This is a genomic window from Rhodococcus sp. USK10 (assembly GCF_019378875.1).
Lineage (GTDB): Bacteria > Actinomycetota > Actinomycetes > Mycobacteriales > Mycobacteriaceae > Rhodococcus_F > Rhodococcus_F pseudokoreensis.
This window is the reverse complement of the sequence record NZ_CP076048.1, coordinates 2,525,452-2,547,443: the sequence shown is the minus strand read 5'-3', so window position 1 is coordinate 2,547,443 and position 21,992 is coordinate 2,525,452. Positions and strand designations below refer to the sequence as shown.

At 66.9% G+C, this 21,992-nt stretch carries 22 protein-coding genes and 1 tRNA gene; 8 read left to right on the top strand and 15 right to left on the bottom strand.

The window, feature by feature from the left end; genetic code table 11:
- Window positions 1-9: 9 nt before the first annotated feature.
- The 3 genes from eda (at window position 10) to I1A62_RS18830 (ending at window position 3,522) form a co-directional block, all read left to right on the top strand.
- Entirely contained in the window at window positions 10-636 is a 627-nt protein-coding gene (gene eda / locus I1A62_RS18840) for a bifunctional 4-hydroxy-2-oxoglutarate aldolase/2-dehydro-3-deoxy-phosphogluconate aldolase (RefSeq protein WP_219459402.1), read from the top strand.
- Window positions 637-664: 28 nt separating this feature from the next.
- The gene (locus tag I1A62_RS18835; protein WP_074933891.1) at window positions 665-1,843 is read left to right on the top strand and encodes an ROK family transcriptional regulator; all 1,179 of its coding nucleotides are present in this window, start codon (window positions 665-667) and stop codon (window positions 1,841-1,843) included.
- Window positions 1,844-2,070: 227 nt separating this feature from the next.
- Window positions 2,071-3,522: a sugar porter family MFS transporter gene (locus I1A62_RS18830; protein ID WP_219459401.1), complete on the top strand. Its 1,452-nt coding sequence runs from the start codon at window positions 2,071-2,073 to the stop codon at window positions 3,520-3,522.
- Between the two features lie 37 nt (window positions 3,523-3,559).
- Here the strand turns inward: I1A62_RS18830 and I1A62_RS18825 are convergent, their stop codons facing one another.
- Window positions 3,560-4,291 carry a FadR/GntR family transcriptional regulator gene (locus I1A62_RS18825; RefSeq protein WP_124391106.1) on the bottom strand — a complete coding sequence of 244 codons (732 nt, stop codon included), beginning with the start codon at window positions 4,289-4,291 and terminating at the stop codon, window positions 3,560-3,562.
- A gap of 167 nt (window positions 4,292-4,458) precedes the next feature.
- Here I1A62_RS18825 and I1A62_RS18820 point away from each other — a divergent pair, with 167 nt between their 5' ends.
- From I1A62_RS18820 to I1A62_RS18810, 3 genes are all read left to right on the top strand, one after another.
- Window positions 4,459-5,853: a GntP family permease gene (locus I1A62_RS18820; protein ID WP_206009766.1), complete on the top strand. Its 1,395-nt coding sequence runs from the start codon at window positions 4,459-4,461 to the stop codon at window positions 5,851-5,853.
- A gap of 33 nt (window positions 5,854-5,886) precedes the next feature.
- Complete coding sequence (locus I1A62_RS18815; RefSeq protein WP_072947669.1) at window positions 5,887-6,438, top strand: gluconokinase; 552 nt, start codon at window positions 5,887-5,889, stop codon at window positions 6,436-6,438.
- A gap of 160 nt (window positions 6,439-6,598) precedes the next feature.
- Window positions 6,599-7,570 carry an alpha/beta hydrolase gene (locus tag I1A62_RS18810; protein WP_219459400.1) on the top strand — a complete coding sequence of 324 codons (972 nt, stop codon included), beginning with the start codon at window positions 6,599-6,601 and terminating at the stop codon, window positions 7,568-7,570.
- A 1-nt stretch (window position 7,571) separates the two neighbouring features.
- Here the strand turns inward: I1A62_RS18810 and I1A62_RS18805 are convergent, their stop codons facing one another.
- Complete coding sequence (locus I1A62_RS18805; RefSeq protein WP_219459399.1) at window positions 7,572-9,068, bottom strand: MFS transporter; 1,497 nt, start codon at window positions 9,066-9,068, stop codon at window positions 7,572-7,574.
- Window positions 9,069-9,132: 64 nt separating this feature from the next.
- Here I1A62_RS18805 and I1A62_RS18800 point away from each other — a divergent pair, with 64 nt between their 5' ends.
- On the top strand, window positions 9,133-9,513 hold the full coding sequence (locus tag I1A62_RS18800; RefSeq protein WP_219459398.1) for a MarR family winged helix-turn-helix transcriptional regulator: 381 nt from the start codon (window positions 9,133-9,135) through the stop codon (window positions 9,511-9,513).
- Between the two features lie 4 nt (window positions 9,514-9,517).
- Here I1A62_RS18800 and I1A62_RS18795 read toward each other — a convergent pair whose 3' ends face one another.
- The 13 genes from I1A62_RS18795 to I1A62_RS18735 form a co-directional block, all read right to left on the bottom strand.
- Window positions 9,518-10,321 carry a transglutaminase family protein gene (locus tag I1A62_RS18795; protein WP_219459397.1) on the bottom strand — a complete coding sequence of 268 codons (804 nt, stop codon included), beginning with the start codon at window positions 10,319-10,321 and terminating at the stop codon, window positions 9,518-9,520.
- Between the two features lie 50 nt (window positions 10,322-10,371).
- Window positions 10,372-11,211, bottom strand: coding sequence for an alpha/beta hydrolase (locus I1A62_RS18790; RefSeq protein WP_124391112.1), 840 nt, complete (start codon window positions 11,209-11,211; stop codon window positions 10,372-10,374).
- A 70-nt stretch (window positions 11,212-11,281) separates the two neighbouring features.
- A complete protein-coding gene (locus tag I1A62_RS18785; RefSeq protein WP_219459396.1) occupies window positions 11,282-12,880 on the bottom strand; it encodes an NAD(P)/FAD-dependent oxidoreductase in 1,599 nt (532 codons plus the stop codon).
- 40 nt (window positions 12,881-12,920) lie between these two features.
- A complete protein-coding gene (locus tag I1A62_RS18780; RefSeq protein ID WP_219459395.1) occupies window positions 12,921-14,144 on the bottom strand; it encodes a cytochrome P450 in 1,224 nt (407 codons plus the stop codon).
- A 104-nt stretch (window positions 14,145-14,248) separates the two neighbouring features.
- Window positions 14,249-14,325: transfer RNA gene (locus I1A62_RS18775), tRNA-Met, on the bottom strand.
- Between the two features lie 61 nt (window positions 14,326-14,386).
- Window positions 14,387-15,025, bottom strand: a complete 639-nt coding sequence (locus tag I1A62_RS18770) for an LON peptidase substrate-binding domain-containing protein (RefSeq protein ID WP_037230959.1) — start codon at window positions 15,023-15,025, stop codon at window positions 14,387-14,389.
- A complete protein-coding gene (locus tag I1A62_RS18765) occupies window positions 15,025-15,498 on the bottom strand; it encodes a DUF309 domain-containing protein (protein WP_124391115.1) in 474 nt (157 codons plus the stop codon). Before I1A62_RS18765 ends, I1A62_RS18770 begins: the two co-directional genes overlap by 1 nt.
- Window positions 15,499-15,514: 16 nt before the next feature.
- Entirely contained in the window at window positions 15,515-16,276 is a 762-nt protein-coding gene (locus I1A62_RS18760) for an ESX secretion-associated protein EspG (RefSeq protein WP_219459394.1), read from the bottom strand.
- The gene (locus I1A62_RS18755; RefSeq protein WP_219459393.1) at window positions 16,273-17,613 is read right to left on the bottom strand and encodes a hypothetical protein; all 1,341 of its coding nucleotides are present in this window, start codon (window positions 17,611-17,613) and stop codon (window positions 16,273-16,275) included. Before I1A62_RS18755 ends, I1A62_RS18760 begins: the two co-directional genes overlap by 4 nt.
- A gap of 3 nt (window positions 17,614-17,616) precedes the next feature.
- Window positions 17,617-18,192, bottom strand: a complete 576-nt coding sequence (locus I1A62_RS18750) for a DUF3558 domain-containing protein (RefSeq protein WP_257890838.1) — start codon at window positions 18,190-18,192, stop codon at window positions 17,617-17,619.
- On the bottom strand, window positions 18,189-18,530 hold the full coding sequence (locus I1A62_RS18745; protein ID WP_308340769.1) for a hypothetical protein: 342 nt from the start codon (window positions 18,528-18,530) through the stop codon (window positions 18,189-18,191). The genes I1A62_RS18750 and I1A62_RS18745 overlap by 4 nt, the downstream gene beginning before the upstream one ends.
- Before the next feature lie 97 nt (window positions 18,531-18,627).
- Window positions 18,628-19,971, bottom strand: coding sequence for an HNH endonuclease signature motif containing protein (locus tag I1A62_RS18740; RefSeq protein WP_219459391.1), 1,344 nt, complete (start codon window positions 19,969-19,971; stop codon window positions 18,628-18,630).
- 102 nt (window positions 19,972-20,073) lie between these two features.
- Entirely contained in the window at window positions 20,074-20,673 is a 600-nt protein-coding gene (locus tag I1A62_RS18735) for a TetR/AcrR family transcriptional regulator (RefSeq protein WP_219459390.1), read from the bottom strand.
- 140 nt (window positions 20,674-20,813) lie between these two features.
- On the opposite strand from I1A62_RS18735, the gene I1A62_RS18730 reads away from it, so the two are divergent.
- Complete coding sequence (locus I1A62_RS18730; RefSeq protein ID WP_072947707.1) at window positions 20,814-21,959, top strand: acyl-CoA dehydrogenase family protein; 1,146 nt, start codon at window positions 20,814-20,816, stop codon at window positions 21,957-21,959.
- Window positions 21,960-21,992: the final 33 nt, after the last annotated feature.

The following is a 21,992-nucleotide window of genomic DNA, read 5'->3' as shown; positions in this document are numbered from 1 at the left end:
GAGTATTCAGTGACGAACAGCCCCTCCCTCCTCGACCGCGTCCCGGTCATCCCCGTCGTCGTCGTCGACGACCTCGGCGACGCGGTGCCGGTGGCCCGCGCGCTGGTGGCCGGCGGCATCCCGATGATCGAACTGACCCTGCGGACTCCGTGTGCCCTCGACGCCATCAAGGCGATCGCGACCGAGGTGCCGGAGATCTGCGTCGGCGCGGGCACGATCGTGGAACCGGTGCAGGCTGCGCAGGCGGCCGAAGCGGGAGCGCAGTTCCTGGTCTCGCCGGGTAGCACCGAAACCCTGCTGAAGGCGATGACGGACACCGAACTGCCGCACCTCCCGGGCGCGGCGACCGTCTCCGAGGTGCTGTTCCTGCTCGAGCACGGCTACCGCGAACTCAAGTTCTTCCCCGCCGAGGCGTCGGGCGGCGCGAAGTTCCTCGGCTCGATCCACTCACCCGTTCCGGCGGCCCGATTCTGTCCCACCGGCGGTATCTCCACGTCGAACGTCGGCGACTACCTGTCGCTGCCCAACGTCGGCTGCGTCGGCGGATCCTGGCTCACGCCCGCCGACGCCGTGAAGCAGCAGGACTGGGACCGGATCAGCGGACTCGCACGTGAGGCGGCGGCACTCGCCCGGTAGCGCGTGAAACGGCGCGGTACGGTGAATCGTGCGCGACAGTGACAACGGTGATTCCCAGCGGCCGGGTTCTCAGTCCTCGCTGAAATCCGCCAACCAGCACCGTGTGGTCCGCGCGCTCCAGACGTCGGGTGAGCTCACCCAGGCGGAGATCGCGCGTCGCACCGGATTGGCCCCCGCCACCGTGTCCAACATGGTCAAGGAATTGACCGCGGCCGGGATGGTCGCCGTGCCGGGCGGCGACCACCCCGGTCAGCGCGGCCGGGCGGTGCGGCTCACTCGCCGGATGGGCCTCGCGGTCGGGATCGACTTCGGGCACCGCCATCTCACCGTCGCCGTCGCCGACATGGCACACCAGGTGCTCGCCGAGGAACGCGTCGAACTCGGTGCGGGTCACCGCGCGGAGGACGGCGTGGTGCAGGCCGGCGCCCTTCTCGACGCGGCCCTCGACCGACTCGGCTGCGACCGCACGTCCGTCCTCGCGGTCGGCATGGGTCTGCCCGCACCGCTCGAGACCGACACCGGCGAGGTCGGCGGCCCGTCCATCCTCCCCGGCTGGGTCGGTGTCGACGCGGCCGCCATCGCGTCGGAGTATCTCGGCACCGCCGTGCACGTCGACAACGACGCGAACCTCGGTGTGCTCGCCGAACACATGTGGGGAGCGGGCCGCGGCACCACCGACCTCGCCTACATCAAACTGTCCGACGGTGTGGGTGCCGGCCTCGTCCTCGACGGCCGGCTGTACCGCGGAAGAGGCGGCACCGCAGGCGAAATCGGCCACCTGACCCTCGACGAGTTCGGGCAGGTGTGCCGCTGCGGCAACCGCGGCTGCCTCGAGACCCTCGTCGCCTCGCACGTCGTGATCGGGCTGCTCGCCCCGAGCCGCGGTCCAGATCTGAGCATCGCCGACATCGTCGCGATGGCCGAGCGCGGCGACGCCGCCTGCATCCGGGTGCTCGCGGACACGGGGCGCCACGTCGGCGTCGCGGCAGCGAGCCTGTGCAATCTCGTCAATCCCGAACGACTCGTCATCGGCGGCGAACTCGCACTGGCCGGCGAACTGCTCCTCGGGCCGATGCGTGAGGTCGTCGGCCGCTACGCGGTGCCCAGCGCGGTCCGCTCCCTGGACATCCGCGTCGCCGAACTCGGCCCCCGCGCTCAGGTGCTCGGCGCCGTCGCCCTGGGTCTGCGATCCGCGCTTCCCGCCTGACTGTTCGCCGCTGAATTCTCGCTCCGCGTCAGGGGGCGAGGTCTGAGTTCTTCGCGCACCACGTGTTCATTGGTGAATACAAATCGGACAAACGCGTCTTCGTATGTTCATGTCTTGACGATTCGTGGTTTCGTTGCCTACTGTGTTCCACACCACAACGACTGCGCACTCTGCGCAGGCCTCGGCCCGATCCGAGTCTCGATCACCCCTTGCTCACGAGGAGTCCCATGACTGAAAACGTCCTGTTGCCCGGCGCGGAATCGCCCGGCGACACCGCAGAGGGCACTTCGGTTCCCGTCCGGATCGCGGTCGTCGCCGCACTCGGCGGCCTACTGTTCGGCTACGACAGCGCAGTGATCAACGGCGCCGTGTCGGCGATCGAGGGCAAGTTCCAGGTCGAGTCCGCACTCCTCGGATTCGCGATCGCCTCGGCACTGCTCGGTGCCGCGGCGGGAGCGATGCTGGCCGGGCGGATCGCCGACCGGTACGGACGCCTCGTCACCATGCGGGCGGCTGCGGTGATGTTCCTGCTGAGCGCCATCGGCACCGGATTCGCGGCCAACGTCGAGATACTCGTGACGTTCCGGATCGTCGGCGGCATCGGTGTGGGTCTGGCCTCGGTCATCGCACCCGCCTACATCGCCGAGATCTCGCCCGCCCGGGTGCGTGGACGTCTCGGATCGCTGCAGCAACTCGCGATCGTCACCGGCATCTTCGTCTCGCTCCTGGTCGACTACGCCCTCGCCGCGCTCGCCGGCGGATCGCAGGAAGAACTGTGGTTCGGGCTCGAGGCCTGGCGGTGGATGTTCCTCGCGATGTGTGTGCCCGCGCTGGCCTACGGTCTGCTGTCGCTGACGATTCCCGAATCCCCCCGCTACCTGATCGCTCAGGGACGCATCGCCGAGGCCCGCGGCATCCTCGCGGTTCTGCTCGGCGAGAAGGGCCTCGACCTCAAGATCGAGAGCATCCGTTCGACGCTGGCCCGCGAGACGCAGCCGTCGATCCGCGATCTGAAGGGCTCCGCGTTCGGCCTGATGCCGATCGTGTGGATCGGTATCGGACTCTCGGTTTTCCAGCAGTTCGTCGGCATCAACGTGATCTTCTACTACTCGAGCGTCCTGTGGCAGGCCGTCGGCTTCGACGAGGGCAGCTCCCTGAAGATCACGGTCATCACGTCCGTGGTCAACATCGCCACCACCCTCATCGCCATCGCCTACATCGACCGGGTGGGCCGTCGGCCGTTGCTCATCATCGGCTCCGCCGGCATGGCCGTGACGCTCGCGACCATGGCGTTCATCTTCGGAACCGCCTCCACGACCGTCGTGAACGGTGTCACGACGCCGCAGCTGACCGGGCTGCAGGGCCCGATCGCGCTGGTCGCCGCCAACCTCTTCGTGGTCGCGTTCGGAATGTCGTGGGGCCCGGTCGTGTGGGTTCTGCTCGGCGAGGCGTTCCCCAACCGCATCCGCGCCGCCGCCCTGTCACTCGCCGCGGGCGCGCAGTGGGCGGCGAACTGGCTGATCACCGTGACGTTCCCGTCCATGAAGGACTTCTCGCTCGGAATCTCCTACGGCTTCTACGCCGTCTGCGCGGTGCTGTCGCTCGTCTTCGTGCTGCGCTGGGTCAAGGAGACGAAGGGCGTGGAACTCGAAGCCATGCACTCCGATTCGGTCGTGTAGACCTTTCCGCGCTACGACGTCGACACCTGCGAGGATCTCACTCGCGGGTGTCTTCGTCGTCCTTCATCTGCTCGACGGCGGTCGCGGATTCGCTGACGATCGCGCGCATGGCCGCCTCCGCCGCGTCGGCGTCGCCCATCTGGATGGACGACGCCACCACGCCGTGCAGCCGGATCGCTTCGGTCTCCGCGACGTGCGGCATCAGTGAGTGCCGGGTGCGGCCCTCCAGTACCTCCACGACGATCTGCGACATCGCACGCAGCAGGGGATTTCCCGACGCGGTCAGCAGGGTGCGGTGAAAGTCGGAATCGTGGGCCAGGTACGCGTCCGTGTCCGCCGCACGGGACGTCGACGACATTCCGATGACGGCCGCCGTCAGTGCCCCGCATTGTTCCGGCGTCGCCCGTGTCGCCGCGAGACGCGCGGCGAGCGGTTCGATACCCGACCGCAGTTCGCTCAGGCTCGACAGCTGTTCGAACCGCTGCGGTCCGGCGAGTTTCCAGCGAATCACGCTCGGGTCCAGTGAATTCCAGTGCTCCTCGCCGAGGACCGTGATCCCGACGCGGCGACGGACGGCCAGGAGTCCGAGGGATTCGAGAACCCGGACCACCTCGCGGACGACGGTGCGGGAGACGGAGTACTGGGTGACCACGTCGTCGGCGGAGATGCGGGTGCCGGGTGCCAGGACGCCGGCCACGATGTCGCCGCCGAGCCGGTCGAGCACCGTTTCGTGCAATTGCCGGTACTCGGCGCCCTCTGCGTTGGTCATCCGCCGATGGTCCCACGCTTGCACCCGCTGAACACACGTTGGCGCGCGACCGGACTTCTAAGTAGTACTTATTTGGACTACGCCTTGAAATCATATGGTTTATGAGGCAGAGTGACCTGAGTCACGAACAACGGTCATTCCAACACCGATCTCCCTGGAGCAACAGAATGAGTACCGCGTCACTACTCGCAGCGGCCGACAGCGCCGGCACCGACGCGCAGCTGATCACGGCTGCCGTCGTCGGCGTCGCCGTCATCATCGCGCTGATCACCTGGCTCAAACTCCATCCGTTCCTCGCGCTGTCGATCGGCGCCGTCGGCGTCGGCATCGGCGCAGGTCTCGGTGCCACGGACTCGGTGAAATCGTTCGTCGAGGGCTTCGGCGCCACGATGGGCAGCGTCGGAATCCTGATCGGATTCGGTGCCATGTTCGGCAAGCTGCTCGCCGATTCGGGTGGCGCCGACCGCGTCGTGGACACCCTCGTCGGGCGTGCGGGACCGCGGACGCTGCCCTGGATGATGGCACTGGTCGGCGCGGTGATCGGCCTGCCGATGTTCTTCGAGATCGGCCTCGTGCTGCTGATGCCGGTCATCATTCTCGTCGCGCGCCGTTCGGGGCTGTCGCTGATGCGCATCGCGATCCCCACCCTCGCCGGTCTGTCGGCGATGCACGGTCTCGTTCCGCCGCACCCCGGGCCGCTGGTCGCGGTCGCGGCGCTCAATGCGAACCTCGGACTCACGCTCGCGCTCGGCGTCGTCGTCGCGATTCCCACCGTCATCGTCGCCGGACCGCTGTTCAGCAAGCTGGCCGCCCGCTGGGTGGACGTGCCCGTCCCCGAGCTCTACGTGACCGTCGAAGACAGGGAAGGCGCGGAGGTCGCCGCCGAGCGTCGCCGCCCCAGCTTCGCGGCCACCCTGTCCGCCATCCTGCTCCCGGTCGTCCTGATGCTGGGCAAGGCGATTGCCGACGTCGCCGCCGCCGACTCGGACTCGCCCGCGAAGGCACTGCTCGACTTCCTCGGAACGCCGGTCGTGGCGCTCGGACTCGCGGTGCTCGCCGGAATGCTGCTCCTCGGCCGGGGCGGCGGCATGGACCGCAACGCCATCGCGGCCTCGCTGGAGAGCTCGCTGCCCCCGATCGCCGGAATCCTCCTGATCGTCGGTGCGGGCGGCGGATTCAAGCAGGTCTTGATCGACACCGGCATCGCCGACGTGATCGCCGAAGCAATCAAGGGCAGTGCCCTTCCGGTCCTGTTCCTCGCCTGGCTCGTGGCCGTCCTGATCCGGGTCGCCACCGGATCGGCCACCGTCGCGACCGTCACCGCGTCCGGCATCCTCGCGCCCGTCGCCGCCGAGCTGACGTCCACGCACGTCTCGCTGATGGTGCTCGCGATCGGCTCCGGCTCGCTGTTCCTGTCGCACGTCAACGACGCGGGATTCTGGCTGGTGAAGGAATACCTCGGCGTCACGGTGGTGCAGAACCTGAAGACGTGGACGGTGATGGAGTGCATCATCTCCGTCACCGGTCTGGCCGGTGTCCTCGCGCTCAGCGTGTTCATCTAAAGGGGGTCGAGAATGTCGAGTGAGGTTGGTGAGATGCACGTGAGTACGCGCGAACCGGTAGGACGCACGCCGCAGACCGCGGATCCCGTCCTGGTGTTGATGGGCGTGTCCGGGTCCGGGAAGTCGACGGTCGCGGGAATCATCGCCGGCGCGATGGGCTGGGACCTGCAGGAGGGCGACGCCCTGCATCCTCCCGCGAATGTCGCGAAGATGGCGTCGGGGCAGCCGCTGACCGACGAGGACCGCTGGCCGTGGCTCGATCTCGTCGCGGGATGGATCCGGGACCACACGGACAACGGTCTTCCCGGGGTCATCACCTGCTCCGCGCTCAAGCGCAGCTACCGCGACGTCCTGCGTGGCGACAACGTCGTGTTCGTGCATCTCGCCGGGTCGCGCGCGCAGATCGGGGAACGGCTGACCGCCCGGCTGGACCACTTCATGCCCCCGTCGTTGCTGGACACGCAGATCTCGACGCTCGAGCCGATCGAACCCGACGAGGACGCCATCGTGGTGGACGTGGGCGGATCGCCGACACAGGTGGCGACGGAGATCATCGCTCGGCTGGAGCAGCGGCTCGGCCGGTGAACTTCCGGTAATCGGACGGAAATTCAGTCGAAGTCGCTCGGTAACGTGCGGCTTCGACTTACCGTGGCGTGAGGTCTCGGGGGATGTGGGTGCGTTTCTCCCTGGATCGCCCTAGGGTGTCCAGTTGGCTGGACAAGCGTCCGATACAACGGAGGGCAGTATGCGAACGCGAGGATCGATCGTGTGGCACTGGGATGTCAGTCGACGGGCGCGCATGACGTTCTGGTTTGCCAGGGCTTTCGTCAAACCGCTGTTCACGATATGGCCGACGACGGACCGCGGCATCGAACTGCTGGCGGCCCTCGACGAACTCATCGACCGGCTACCCAAGCCGAAGGGGCTCGACATCGTGGCGATCTCGCTCGGCGGGGTGCCGTGCGAGAAGATCACCCATCCGCGACCCGCCGTCACCTCGATGGACGGCGCCACCATCCTCTACTTCCACGGCGGCGGATTCGTGTTCTGCGGGCTCGCCACCCACCGGGCGCTGTGCGGTCTGCTCGCCGCGCGGTCGGGTGCGCCCGTCGTCTCGGTCGAGTACCGGCAGCTTCCCAAGGGGGCGATCGGGGCGTCGCTGGTGGACGCCATGACCGCCTACACCGAGGTGCTGAAGGTGTGCGACGACCCCACCCGGGTGATCGTCGCGGGGGACTCGGCGGGCGGGTACCTCGCGATGAAGGTCGCCGAAGTCGCCGCGCTGCGGGGCATCACCCGGCCGGCGGCCGTCATCGGATACTCCCCGCTGCTCAACCTCGACCTCGAGGATCACGACCCCGATTTCATGAAGCGCGACGCGTACCTGCCGATGTCGCAGGTGGCCAAGCTGAAGGACCGTTGGCTGGCCGGGCCCGACCAGATTCCGGGTGCCCAGTCGCCGGTGAACGCGGATCCCGCACTGTTCCCGCCGGTCTTCCTCACCGCCGCCGAATACGAGATCATGCGGCCCGACGTCGAGATCCTCACCGACCGGTTCGACCGAGAGGGCCGGCAGATCGAGACCCACATCTGGAGTGGGCAGATCCACGCGTTCCCGGTGATCGGCAAGGTGCTGCGGGAAAGCCGCACGATCATCGGTCTCACGGTCGACTTCGCGTCCCGCGCACTCACGGAGTCGAAGCGGCACTCGGCCTGAGTTACGCGGGGTTGAGCACCCTGCGCAGCAGCGGTGACACCGTGATCAGCAGTCCCAGCAGCGCGACTCCCGTGACGAGCACGAGGCCGGAGTGGAACTGGTGGAACCCGGCGCCGCTGATGCCGGTGGCGGTGTGCGAGCCCGCGGTGACGAGCGCGGTGGTCAGCGCCAGCACGAGCGCGGCACCGACCTGTGCGGACGTCTGCACGAGCCCCGACGCCAACCCCTGCTCGGAGTCGTCGACACCCGACGTGGCCTGGGCCATGATCGACGTGAAGCCCAGTGCGAAACCGACGCCTAGCAGCACCACGCTCGGCAGGATCGCGATCGTGTAGTTCGGCTGATCGCTCCCTGCGAAAAGGAACCACAGGTAGCCGAGGCTCAGCGACGTGAGTGCCGCGATGATCATCCGGGCGGTGCCGAACGCGTCGATCAGACGGCCCACGAACGGCGACCCGAAGGCCACGATGATGCCCGCGGGGAGGAGACCCAGCGCCATCTCCAGCGGTGACCATCCGAGCACCGACTGCAGGAAGATCGTCATCATGAACTGGAAGCTCAGGTAGGAGCCGAACAGGGCGACGATGCTGAGATTCGCCCGCACGATCGAGCCGACCCGCAGAATGCTCAGCCGCACGAGCGGGTGCGCGACCCGGTTCTCCACGACGAAGAACGACGCCAGCAGGGCGGCGGCCAGTGCGAACGAGCCCAGCGTGAGCGGATCGGCCCAGCCGCGGGCCGGCGCCGACACGACGGTGTAGACGGCGAGCAGCATGCCCGACACCAGCGTCGTGGCTCCGACGATGTCGTGGCCACCGGTGTCGGCGGCACGGTCGCGGGGGATCAGGACGGTGCCTGCGACCAGGGCGAGCACCGCGAACGGTACCGGCATCAGGAACGTCCAGCGCCACCCGGCACTGGTCAGCAGTCCGCCCAGGATCAGGCCGGACGAATAGCCGCTGGCTCCGAAGACGGAGAAGATCGACAGCGCCCGGTTGCGGGCGGGCCCCTCCTTGAACGTGGTGGTGAGGATCGACATCGCGGTCGGTGCAGTGAACGCGGCCGCGAGTCCCTTCACGAAGCGGCTCGCGATGAGCAGCGTGCCGTTGTCGACGAGTCCGCCGACCAGGGACGCGATCGCGAACACGGTCAGCGCGATCAGGAAGACGCGGCGGCGTCCGAGGAGATCGGCGGTGCGTCCGCCCAGTAGCAGCAGACCGCCGAAGCCGAGGACGTATCCGTTGATGATCCATTGCAGCGAGGTGGTCGACAGCCCCAGTTCGGTTCCGATGGAGGGCAGCGCAACACCCACCATCGAGACGTCGAGACCGTCGAGGAACATCACGAGGCACAGCACGGCGAGGACGCCCCAGAGGCGGGGAGTCCAGGCTTGGTCGGTCGACGGGGCGGTGGTGGCGCCCGGCGAGGTGGCGAGGTCCGGGGTGGCGTCGCTGATAGTCACAGGGAGAATATAGATGCACGTGCAATCAATGCGCAAGCACTAATTTCGTTTGCATTTAATTCGCTTGCACGTTTTTCGTCTGCGCGCTAGGGTGCGGATCATGAGCTCAGAAGCGGACCTGCGCGACACGTGGCGGCTGCTCGCGAGCCGATACAACTCGATTGCGTGCGAGTTGGATCGTGAGATGCAACACGCGCACGGGCTGAGCATGAGTGACTTCGAGACACTCGACCGACTGATGGACGCCACCTGCGACCGACCACGGATGCAGGACCTGGCGGCCGAGATGTACCTCAGTCCCAGCGCGCTGTCCCGGAGCGTGGCCCGGCTGGAGAAGGCGGGCCTGGTCGCCAGAGCGCTGTGCGAGGCGGACCGGCGGGGCGTCTTCGTCGACGTCACCGACGCCGGCCGCAAGGTGCACGCCGACGCCAGTAAGATTCAGCTGGGTGTACTCACCGAAAAGCTTTCGGAAGCAACCTGATTCGTCACGTCAACGAGGTGGGTGTCGCGTAGTCGTCGGACGGGAACTCGCCGTCGACGACGGCGGTCACCACCGTGTTCTCGAGCGTGATCGCCCCGCCGTGATTGTCCAGGAACGCGGTGTCCGCGGCGTCGCGCCCCGTCGCGATCCGCAGCAGCGCCGAACGCGGGGCCAGCCGGGTGGCGTCGACCACCCGCCACTGGGAATCGACGAACGCCTCGACGACGGCGTGGAAGTCCATCGGATCGCAGCCCGGCGCATACACCGCCGCCAGTCGCGCCGGAATGGTGACGGCCCGCAGCAGCGCCACCGTGAGGTGGGCGAAGTCACGGCATACCCCGGCCCCGGACAGCATCGTGTCGACGGCACTGTCGGTGGATCTGCTCGACCTCGCCTGATACAGCAGCCGCGACCCCACCCATGTGGTGATGTCCTGCAGCAGTTCCGGGTGCGGCTTGGACAGGTTGAACTCCCCGCCCGTGAAGCCGAAGAACTTGTCCGCCTCGGCATACCGGCTCGGGCGCAGATACTTCGACAGGTCGTAGTCGGTGACCGGAGGCGAATCGGCCTTACCCACAACCGAAGCCGCGTACTCGACGTGCAGCGAGCCGCGTGGGCTGTCCAGCAGGTGGACGCGAGTACCGTGCTCCGCCACTATCTCTCGTGCCTCGACCGGGCTACCGTCGAGAGTGAACTTCAGCGACTCCGACAGCTCCGAACCGGGCGTCCGGGCCACCGCGATCTTGAATTCGAGACTGGTGGCGTCGGTGACCTCGATGTCCAGGGTGGCGGTGACGTGACGTTTCATCCGCCCATCCTGGCATCCCGCGTCCGGGGGTGCAGAATCCCCCGGCGGAGTCAGGCCTGAACGCGTGGCCGCAGCCACTCGACGAGATCGTCGAGTACCTCCTCGTTCTCCGGTTCGTTGAACACCTCGTGGAACAGGTTTTCGTAGATCTCCACCGTGAGATCCTCCGAACCCGCGTACTCCGCGATGAGTTCCGTGCCGTGCACGCTCGCGAGCCCGTCGTCCCGCCCGTGCTGCAGCAGCAGGGGAACCTTCAACGACGGCAGGCGCTCCGGCAAATGCTCGGCAGCGAGAATCATTCCGCGCGCAATCCCCGCAGGCACCTTCCCGTGGTGGACGAGGGGATCCTCCTCGTAGGCCGCCACGACCGCCGGATCGCGGGACACCAGCTTCGCGTCGAGCGACTCGACGGGCACGCCGGGGAGGAAGCGGCCCACCAGCTTGCCGATCTCGACCACCACGCGCGGTGTCCCGCTCGTCACGTCGACCGCGGGCCCGGACAACATGAGGGCCTTCAGATCCTGCTGGTGGTCGAGGGCGTACGTCAGTGCGATGGAACCGCCCATGCTGTGCCCGAGGAGGAACCGGTCGGTGCCCGGCCAGTCCGTCGACGCGATGCCGAACAGCTGGTGCAGGTCGTCGGTGAATTCGCGCCAGTCCTTCAGGTGAACCCGTTTGCCGCCCGACCGCCCGTGTCCGCGGTGGTCGGGTGCGTAGATCGCCAGGTCGAGTTCGCCGAGTCGCTCGATCACGTGGTCGTAGCGCCGGGCGTGCTCGCCGAAGCCGTGGCACAGCACCAGCACGCCGCGCGGGCGCCGCTCGGGAAGCCACACGTCGTAGACGATGGGAATTCCGCCGACGCCGGCGAAGGACGATTCTCGATGCTGCATGATGCCCCTTCGTGGTCCGAATTCGACGACTCAGATCATTGCACGGTGAGGTACCCTGACAAGCGGAAAATTAGGGGATCGGTCCCTTCGACAACAGGTCGATCACGGCTCGGGAGGTGCGTCGCCGCAGCCATCCACGCGGCCCGTCCTCGCCGAGCGCGGCGCGGGCGGCGTTCAGGCCCGACACCCCGTGCACACCGCCACCCGGGTGCGCCGAGGCGCTGCCCAGGTAGAGGCCCTGAACCGGGGTTTCCGAGCGGGAGATGCCCGGCCCCGGCCGGAAGACCAACTGCTGATGGAGTTGCGCCGTCCCTCCGTTGACGGCGCCGCCTACCAGATTCGCGTCGGCTGCCTCGAGATCCGACGGGCGCTGGACGACACGCCCGACGACCCGATCCGCGAACCCCGGTGCGTGTTCCTCGAGGACGTCGTCGACCCGCGCCGCCAGCAGGTCGGCAGACGCGTTGTCGGTGACGTCGCGCGGTAGATGCGTGTACGCCCAGGCGCTTTCGGTGCCCTCCGGTGACCTGCTGGGATCGGCGGTCGTCATCTGCCCGAACAACAGGAACGGGCGGGCCGGGACGGTGCGGGTGGTCAGGTCGGCCATCCAGCGGACGAGGCCGTTGTCGTCGGCGCCCAGGTGAACGGTCCCCGCACCGCTCAGGCTGGGCGAACGCCACGGAATCTTCTGCGACAAGGCGTAATTGACCTTCAGTACCGGCGTGTCCCACTCGAAATGCTCGAGGTCGGCGCGCACCCGGGCGGGAACGGCATGGCCCGGGAGCAGCGACCCGTACAGCGCGGGCGCCGAGACGTCGGCGATCACCGCCCGGCGTGCCGCGTAGCGGACACCCGACTCCGTCCGCACGCCGACGGCGCGACCGGACCGAACATCGATCCCCGTCACCGCGTCGCCGTAGTGGAAATGCGCGCCCGCGTGCTCGGCCCGGCGTACCATCGCGGCCGACAACTCGCCGGCGCCGCCCACCGGGACCGGGTACCCGCCGTCCTGGGCGAGCATCGTCAGGATGTACCCCATGACGCCGCTGCCCGGTGCGTCCGGAGGGGTGTCGGCGTGCATCGCGTTGCCCAGCAACAGCAGTCGTGCCGCCTCGCCGCGGAACAGTTCGTGCGCCATCCGCCGCGCAGGCAGGAGCAGGAATCGGGCCACCCGCAGCGACTCGGCGGTGCCCAGCCTGCGCAGCAGTGCGCTCGGACCACGCACCGGCGGGAACGGGCTGAACAGGGTGCTCAGCAGCGGTTCCTTGATGTGATGCCACTGCTCGACCAGCGCCGTCCACGCGACGCCGTCGCCGGGTTGCCTGCGTTCGAGGTCGGCGGCCGTGTCGGCCGGGTCGGGATGAATCACCGGCGCGTCCTCGTCGGCGGCCGAGCGGGCGTGCCCGACCGCGTGCGGCGCATGACTCCACCGCAGCCCGTGCGACTCGAGGTCCAGCCCGCGAATTGCGGGGGACACGGTCGACAGGGGATAGAACGCGCTGAACAGGTCCGACGTGAAACCGGGAACGAGTTCGGCCGACTTCACCGCGCCGCCGGGCGTCGGCTGCGCCTCCACGACCGCGACGTCCCAGCCTGCATCGGCGAGCGTCGCGGCCGCGACGAGCCCGTTGGGACCGGATCCGATGATCACTGCGTCGACGTTGCTCACCCGACCAGGCTGTCAGAAAAGCCAGCGCTCCGCTCGATGCTCAGAGGGACGACGGTGTGAATGTCACCGGCAGATGCTTCAGCCCGTTGATGAAGTTGGAGCGCAGCCGCTGGGCCGGCGCCGTCTGTTCCATGTCGGGCATCCGACGCAGAATCTCACTCAGCATCACCTTCATCTCGGCGCGAGCGAGGTTGGCGCCGAGACAGAAATGGTGACCGCCGCCGCCGAACGCGATGTGCTGCGAGTAGTGGCCGGTGGGCCGGTCGATGTCGAACGTGTACGGATCGTCGAACACCGCCTCGTCACGGTTCCCCGACATGTGCCAGATGACCACCCGGTCGCCCTCGGAGATCTCGACGTCGTGCAGCACCGTGTCCCTGGTCGCGGTCCGGCGGAACTGCATGACCGGTGTGGCCCACCGCAACCCCTCCTCGATCAGGGCGTCGAGCTTCGACGGATCCTCGAGGACCTTCCGGAGCTCCTCGGGATGTTCCATCAGCGCCAGCTGGGTGTGCGAGATGGCGTTGCGGGTGGTCTCGTTCCCGGCGACCGCGAGCAGCATGAAGAACATGTTGAAATCGAGTTCGCCGAGCTTCTCGCCGTGCACGTCGGCCTGGATGAGAGCGGTCGCGATGTCGTCGCGCGGGTGCCGCTTGCGGTCCTCGAACATCTCCAGGCTGTAGGCGAACATCTGGCCGGCCGCCGCGCGCTCCTGACCTTCCTCGAGGTGGAATTCGGGATCGGACGAGCCGATCATCTGATTCGTCAGGTCGAAGATGAGCTTGCGGTCCTCCTGGGGCACGCCGAGGAAATCGGCGATCGCCTGCAGCGGCAGTTCGGACGCGACGTCGACGACGAAGTCGCACTCGCCGCGCTCGATCACCGCGTCGACGATGCTCGTGGCGCGCTGCGCCAGAATGTCGTGCAGCTGTCCGATACGGCGGGGCGTGAAGCCCTTGCTGACGATCTTCCGCAGCGCCGTGTGGTCCGGTGGGTCCATGTTCAGCATCATCAACTGCTGGCCCGCCAGGTCGTCGGGGGCCAGATCGTCGATGTAGGTGGCGCCCCGCCACGACGAATACGTCTCGGCGTCCCGGTTCACCGTCACGATGTCCGCATGCCGGGTGACGCACCAGAAGGGGTCGCCGCGCTCGTCGAGGTGCCGGTAGACCGGGGCCTTGCGCCGCAACGTGGCGAACATCTCGTGGGGCACGCCCTGCACGAAGGTGTCCGGGTTGTAGAGATCGACGTCGGCGAGCTGCACGGTCCCTCCTGAGGCCTCACGTACGAGAATACGTTCTAGTCCTGGAGGATGTGGGGACAACGAAAACGGCCCCGGAGAATTGAATCTCCGGAGCCGTTTCCATTTGGTAGCGGGGACAGGATTTGAACCTGCGACCTCTGGGTTATGAGCCCAGCGAGCTACCGAGCTGCTCCACCCCGCGTTGCATTGACAACACTACACCCTTCCCGGAGTGCTCTTGACCAACCCCGGGGAGGGCTAGGTCACATCAGCCGGAACTGGACCATTTCGATGGCGTTCTCGATCGCCTCGGACACCTCCCGGAGGCGCTCGTCCGCGCCCGCCGCAGCGAGAATCTGCAGGCGGTCGGCGTCGCCCATCGGAATGTAGGTGGCGATCTCGTACAGCCTCGTGCCGAGCGACCCGCGGAACCCGCCGATGACCGGAACGTCGGGCGGGACGTTCCCCGTCTCCGTCGCGAGACGGCGGAGGAGGCCGTACAGGAATTCGAGTCTCTCGATCAGCGACGGGAATTCGTAATCCGCCGTCTGGGTGCCGGTGTTCTCATCCGGCCACACATCCACCTCGGCGATCGGATACGGATTGTCCGGCAACCACTTCGACACCTTGATGCGTTCCTCGGTGCGGCAGAACAACTCGTACCGGCCGTCGCCGATCGACGCGTGGGACTCGATCCGCGCGATCGTGCCCACATCGTGGCGCACGTCGCCGCCACCCACCTCGTTGCCGCGAGCAATGAGGACCACCCCGAATCGCGGACCGTCCGGTGCGTCCAGGCAGTCACGGACCAGTTCCTGGTAGCGAGGTTCGAAGACGTGGAGGGGGAGCTGCTGACCGGGCAGCATCGTCGAGCCCAGCGGGAACATGGGGAGCAGAGTCATCAGGGGATTCTCAATCGGGGTACGGGCGTCGCCGGCAACGGGTCGACGCGATCGATCTCGTCCGTCAGGTGTTCCGACCACGTCAGGAGGCCGGAGATGTCGAGGCCGTGTGGCGCCTCCACCTCGTAATGCCGGATCCGGTCGTGGCCCTGGCGCAGCAGTGACCGCGCACCGGTCTTGTTGCCCCGCATCAGGTGCGTGAGACCCACCGCGAGCTGCGCGAGCCCCTGCCACAGTTCCCGCTCGTCCTCGGGGGCAATCTTCCACGTTCCCTCCAGGATTTCGTGGGCGTGGAACGGCATGCCGTGGTCGAGTAGCCGCTGAGCCTCGGTGATCGCCTCGTCGGGCGGTAACCGCAGGTCGTCGGGGATACGCGGCACACCCTCGGCGTCGTGAGGCAGGGGCCGGCCGAGTTCGTCGCGGGGGCGTGCGTTGAGGGGCTTGCCCGTCCCGTCCCTGTCCCGATCGGTCATGGGACAAGGGTAACGCTCAGCCGCGGGTCGGCGAAGGGTTCGCAGAGGTGTTGGCAAGGGCCGCGGCCACGCGTTTCGACAGCTCGTCGCGAACTACCCGGACCGTCGCCGACCGCAGGTGGACGCGGTCGTCCTGGTGATAGAGGTAGCGGCCATCCGATTCCACATCGATCCACGTCAGTTCGCCCAGAACCGGCTCGTCGAGCCCGCTGCGCGCACCGCGGATGCAGATGTACCCGATCCCGGTCCGTGGTCGGCCGACGATCCCGCGCAGCCGAGTGCCGTCGGAGGCTCGGGCATTCTGCAGGACGGAAGTGCCGGTGCCTCGGTTCTGGACGTCGTCGGGGTGCGCGGTCAGCGACGGAGTTCGTCCGGGAGCGCAGTCGGGCAGGTCGTCCAGAAGTCGGTCGGTGAACCCGTCGACGCTCTCCGCGCCCGCGTCGATCCGGATGTCGCCGCGGCCCGGTTCGCTGCGGAGTTGTTCGGCGACGACGGCGACTCGGCCACGGATGCTGCCCCTCCGCCGGATCCCGGAGTGGAGTTCGGGGGAGGGGGCGAGCACCGTGACGGACACTTGCGGGTTCCGGAGCGCCTGGATCGCCGCGACCAGTTTCGGTTCGTCGAGCGCGGACCGCCACTGCTCCAGTTCGCGTTGCTGGATCGCATACTGGTCTTCCGTTGCCGCGGCGGACCGGTACTTCAACGGGTACGGCATCCGGTCGAGATCGGTTGCCTCCCAGAGGCACATGAATTGGGCTGACGTCAGCCGCCAGTTCATGCGCCGATCACCGGCGGTGCCACGGGGTCGAGTTTGCCGATCAGTTCGTTGCCGTTGTCGACGGTGATGAGATAGCTCGGGGTCTGATGCTCCGTGTCGCCCTCGCCGTGTCCGCCTGGCCGGCCGGGCGCACCCATCATGCCGGGTGCCATACCCATCCCGGGGCGACTCATGCTCGGCTTCACCGGTGTCGCCGCTGCGGCAGCGGCAGCCGCCCCGGCTCCCGCTGCGGCACCACCCGACGGGATCGGGCCACCCGGAACGACACCGCCCGAGTTGGACTCGGAGTCACGTTTGTCGTTCTTCCGGCGCGTGCTCGATGCCGAACCCCCGACGCCCGATCCGGAGGCACCGGACCTCCCACTACCGCCGATTCCGCCATAACCCGCGCCGCCCGCGCCGCTGCCCTGAGGGCCCGCACCAGCAGCGTTCTGCGCATTCGCAGCCGCAGTCTGTGCGGCCGAACCGGATCCGGCGTTGGCACCGGCTCCCTGATTTGCGGCCTGATTTGCAGCGGCCTCGGCATTCGCTGCAGACGTGGTCGCGGCATCATCCCCCGCGGACTCCGCGTCCCCAGGGGTCTCGCCATTCACAGACGCATCGCCATTCCCCGACGCGGTGGAGGTATTGCTGTCGGATGCGCTCCAAGAACCGGGGCCGCCCGAGGTGGGCGCAGCGAGATTCGGATCGACGTAACCGGGCACGCCGCTGAGCGAATGCGGTGCCGGGAGGACAGGAACGTTCGTACCCACGTCCTGATAGTTCGGGACATAGATGTTCTGCAGCTTACGAATGGCCTCTTCCCTCGCCGCATCCCGCGCTGCTTCCTGAGCTTCGGCGGCCGTGGGCGTCAGGGGGAGAAGGCTGAGGGGTTGTTCCGACGTCGGCGCGGGGATGCTGTTCTTCACATCCTGCGCAGCACTACTGAGAATGTCGAGCTTCACGCCAATCGCCTGCACGCCCGAGGTCAACTGGTCACTCGCGCCCGCAAGGGTATCTGTTGCCGCGAGCGCCGCGTCGGCGGCTGCGCCCTCCCACTTTTCGGCAATGGTGTTCTTCAGAAGTGCGAACCCGAAGCCAATGGGCAGAGATCCGACGATCGCGTGGCAAGCCTGAGCGAGATCCCCGATGACACTCGGGTCCATGTCCTGCGTCTTCGCATAGATCTCCGAATGCTGCCAGCCCTCGAAACTCTCCATCGTCGTGATGTACGGAGGATCGATGTCCTCTGACCCGAGTTGCTGCGCGGACCGCTGCAGCTTCGTGCGGTGCTGATCGCCGGCGCCGTTCGGCAGTACTGCATCGGAAAGGGGAGCGAGCGGGTCCTTCGGTGCCATCGGTCAGTCCCCCTTCGGAATGAACGGCTCGATGATTCGGGCGGTGTCCTCGAGTCCAGCGCACCACTCGGATTCGGGCGCATGCTGGCCATTTCCCTGAAACACGCTGCGCGTGAATCCGAGAATGCCGTAGGACGTTTCGATGGTCAGGTCACACGCGTCAGTCACACCAGGGTCAAAGATCAAGATCGCGCGACGACCGTTGATTTCGATGGATGTCGAGTGAAGCTTCTTTTTTTCTTGCTCCTCCGCGAAGCTGATGTTCCCGGATAGAACGTTCATTACGTACCGGCGCTGGGGCGTGTCATACCCGCAACCGAGGAAGGTGTAGGAATCGGGCGTGAAGTCCGCGTTTGCTTCACTCAACGGATCGTAGCCAGCTTCGACTAGCGCAGAATCAGGGATGTCAAGACATGGATCGAAGGCCACCTGCGGGCGGTCCGATTTGTCGACATGTCTTGGAACTCTGGAGGTGGGTGTGGCCACGGATTCAGGGTCCGGTTGATTGGCCTTCTCTGTGCTGCAACCGGCGAGTAGAGCCAGTGAAACGGCGGCCAAGACCATTTTGCTGAGCTTCACTGCTCAATCTCTCCTTGGATTCCGGCCAGTGCTCGCCCGATAGCGCTGTCGCTCTCTGCAAACGCGTCGCCCCCGGCCTGGAAAGTGTCCCGCATGGTCTCGATAACGAGGCGAAACTGATTCAGCCGCTCTCTGACGGAACCGGAGCCATCGCCGCCGTTGAACTTTTTGTCATACCGGCCTTGGAGTTCCTGCGCTGAATCGAATCCGCCGAAGCCGGAGACATATCGCAGGTGGTCGGCGTTCTTGATCGCCTGATCCATCTGCTCGATCATCGTGTTGCAGATGCCCACGCATCGTTCGATTGCGTCATCTTCCAGACGCAGTGTTTTGCTCATTCCCATTCCCCCAGTGCTCGACAGGACCCCCTCGGCCGCGTGCGGAGATGCTACCGCACGGGTGTGTTACTCGGTCTAGTGCGCAGCACTGCAATGTTCAGGCTGCGTTGAGGAATTCGATGAGGATGCGTTCGACTGGTGAGTCGGTCTCAACTTCGCGGAATGGCAATGGTTTCGGTAGTGGTGGTGCCGTCGATCGGTACCGGTGTCCGGTGGGGGTGTAGACCTCGATCTGGTGCAGTCCTCCGGGCCGCTGGCGAGGGGTGGCGTTCCATCCCGCACCCTGTTTGGCGTAGTTGCAGGCTGCACACAGACCGGCGCCGTTGTGCGCGGTGGTCGGACCCTCGGATGCGCGGGGTCGGATGTGGTCGTGGTGCCGGATCGGGGCATCGCACCAGGGTGTCCGGCAGGTTCGATCGCGTAGATCGATGAGCCTCGCCAACCCGGCGGGGAAGCAACGGGCCTGGGACTCGGTCGCGGTCAGCGCTCCCGACTGCGGGTTGGCATAGAGACGGCGCAGGTTCACCCGCGTCGCATTCCCGGTGTCCGGATCGATCGCGGCCTGGACTGCCTCGGAAATCCAGTGCCCCGCCAGTTCGGCGGGAACGGGACCGTATCCCTGCACGTAGGCGGGTTCGGATCCTCTGTCGAGGAGGGAACGGTCGGAGATCACCAGGTTCACGGTGATCGGAGGTGTCGTCGCCGTGTGGTGCGTCCCGGTGATTCGGGACACGAGAAGGTCGGCCATGATCTGCGACCGCGTGCGTTCGTCGCCGGCAGCGAGAATCGAATCGGCGTCACGTGCGAGGGTGGCGTGCACTGCTACGCCTTCCGCGACCGGCAGCAGGGCGCTGACGTAGGCCATGGTGTCCGGGGCGGGACGGGAGGTCACCCGCCGATCCGACACGGCTTTGCGTGCCCGTCGCACCACGGCCTCGGCGTCGACTTCCACGGCGGCCGCGCGAACTTTCGCGCACACCGCCTGGTCGCCGAGCCCGTCCAACGTTGCCGGGTCGCCGCACAGCAGGTAGTCGAGTGCTGTGCGATCTTCCCGGGTCAGGCATGCCGTTTCGCGGACGAGGATTGTCGCTCGCCACTCGCTGAGTAACCCTCGTTCGAGCAGGGTCAAGGTGCAGGGCATCTCGTGGGCGAGAGCGGTCGCCATGCCGAGGTGGCGACCGCCGCGAAATGGTGAGTCCCGTCGTGCCAGCGCAACCTGGTTGGCGATGCCGCGCCCGCGCTGCGGCAGCGGCACATTGCGGTTCGCTCGTTCGGCTCGGATGGAGGCGTCGAGGTCTGCGGTAACCCGGGCCTGCACGCCGGCGCATGCGGCCTTCACTTCTTCCAACGCGCGGAGTACATCGATGCGCGTCGCATCGTCGATATCCCGATCGAGTTTCGGCAACTCGGCCAGAAACGCGATTACCGCCCCTGCATCCACCCCGACCCCCACGACTGTCGAATCCCCCGAATCGAACGTATGTTCTATCTTAGCTCGATCCGAGGTCGCTGGCAATACCCAAGGCAACCCCTCGGGCACTGCCTACGCTGCCCCGACCAGCCGCATCGCGAGGCCGGCGTAGAGGTCCGCGACGGCTTCCGGTTCGGTGTAGGCGCCTGCGGGAAACCAGCGGCAGATGTCGACGCACAGTGACATGAGGGCGAGTGTGACGCCTTCGCCGTCGGGGACGGTGAATTCGCCGGATGCCGCGCCGGCGTCGACGACGGAGCGGACGATGTGGGTGATGTCGCGGCGGAGTTTGACCACGTCGCGGTAGTGCTCCGGCGTGAGGGCGTTGAGTTCGTACTGTACGACGCGGGCCTGCGCGTGGTGGGTGGCCTGCCAGCTGGCGAACGCGCCGATCAGTGCCTGCAGTCTCGTCGACGGCGTCTCGTCGGGTAGGTCGGCGTTCCGCACGATGTCGAGTGCGCCGGTGTGGCCTTCGTAACTGATCGCGAAGAGCAGTTCTTCCTTGGAGCGGTAGTGCGGGTACATCGCGGCCGGGCTCATGTCGAGGCGGGCGGCGATCTCGCGAGTGGTGGTGCCGCCGTATCCGCTGGTGGCGAAGGCGTCGACGGCTGCGGCGCGGATGCGGGCGGCAGCCTTGGACGGGCTGATCACCTGGCTGGGTGATTCGCTCATGTCTGTCTCCATCCTCGGCTGCGCGGCTGTTGACAATACCGCGTCACACATTCAGTATAAGCAAGCGCTTAGAAAATAAGCAGACGCTTACATGCTCGAAGCGTGAACCAGTCAAAGCTCGACATCCAGAAGGAGCGGTCATGCGACGCACCCTGTACGGCCCCGATCACGAGGCATTCCGCGAATCGGTCCGGGAGTTCGTGAACCGCAACCTGCTGCCGGTGGCAGACAAGCTCATCGCGCAGCGCTTCATCGACCGCGAGATCTGGCTCGAAGCGGGCCGCAACGGCTTCCTCGGCCTCGAGGTCCCCGAGGCGTACGGCGGAAGCGAGGCCGGCGACTACCGGTTCAATGCAGTCCTCGGAGAGGAACTCGCACGCGCAAGCGCCGCAGTGTCGTCGAGCTTCGGAATTCACGCCGACGTCGTCGCGCCCTACCTCGTGCAGCTCACGACCGAGGAGCAGAAGCAGCGCTGGCTGCCCAAGTTCTGCACCGGTGAGCTGCTCACCGCGATCGGCATGACCGAGCCCTCCGGTGGTTCCGACCTCGCCTCGCTCAAGACCACCGCGGTCAAGGACGGCGACGACTGGATCATCAACGGTTCCAAGACGTTCATCACCAACGGCTACAACGCCGACCTGGTGATCGTCGCCGCCCGCACCAGCCCCGAGAAGAAGTCCAAGGGCATCACCCTGTTCGCCGTCGAGACGGGCATGGAGGGCTTCGAGCGCGGCCGCAAGCTCGACAAGGTCGGCCAGCACGAGTCCGACACCGCCGAGCTGTTCTTCGAGAACGTGCGCGTACCGTCGACGAACATCATCGGCGAGATCGACCGCGGATTCATCCACATGATGGAGATGCTGCCGCAGGAGCGTGTCGGCGCCGCCGTCTCGAACATCGCGCACGCCGCGCCGATTCTCGAGGAGACGATCCAGTACGCCAAGGACCGCAAGGCATTCGGGCAGCCCATCGGCTCGCTGCAGTGGAACAAGTTCCTTCTCGCCGACCTCGTCACCCGCGTCGAGGTCACCCAGGCCTACGTCGACAACTGCGTCGCCGCACACGCCGACGGCGAGCTGACAGCAGTGGACGCCGCGAAGGCCAAGTGGTGGACTGCTCAGGTGCAGAACGAGGTCCTCGACCACTGCGTGCAGCTGCACGGTGGCTACGGGTTCATGACCGAATACCGTGCCGCGCGTGCGTGGATGGATGCCCGTGTCACCAAGATCTGGGCGGGTTCGAACGAGATCATGAAGGAACTGATCGGCCGCGACCTCGGCCTCTGAGTCCGCACCCCGACAGCCCGACGACAAAGGAGT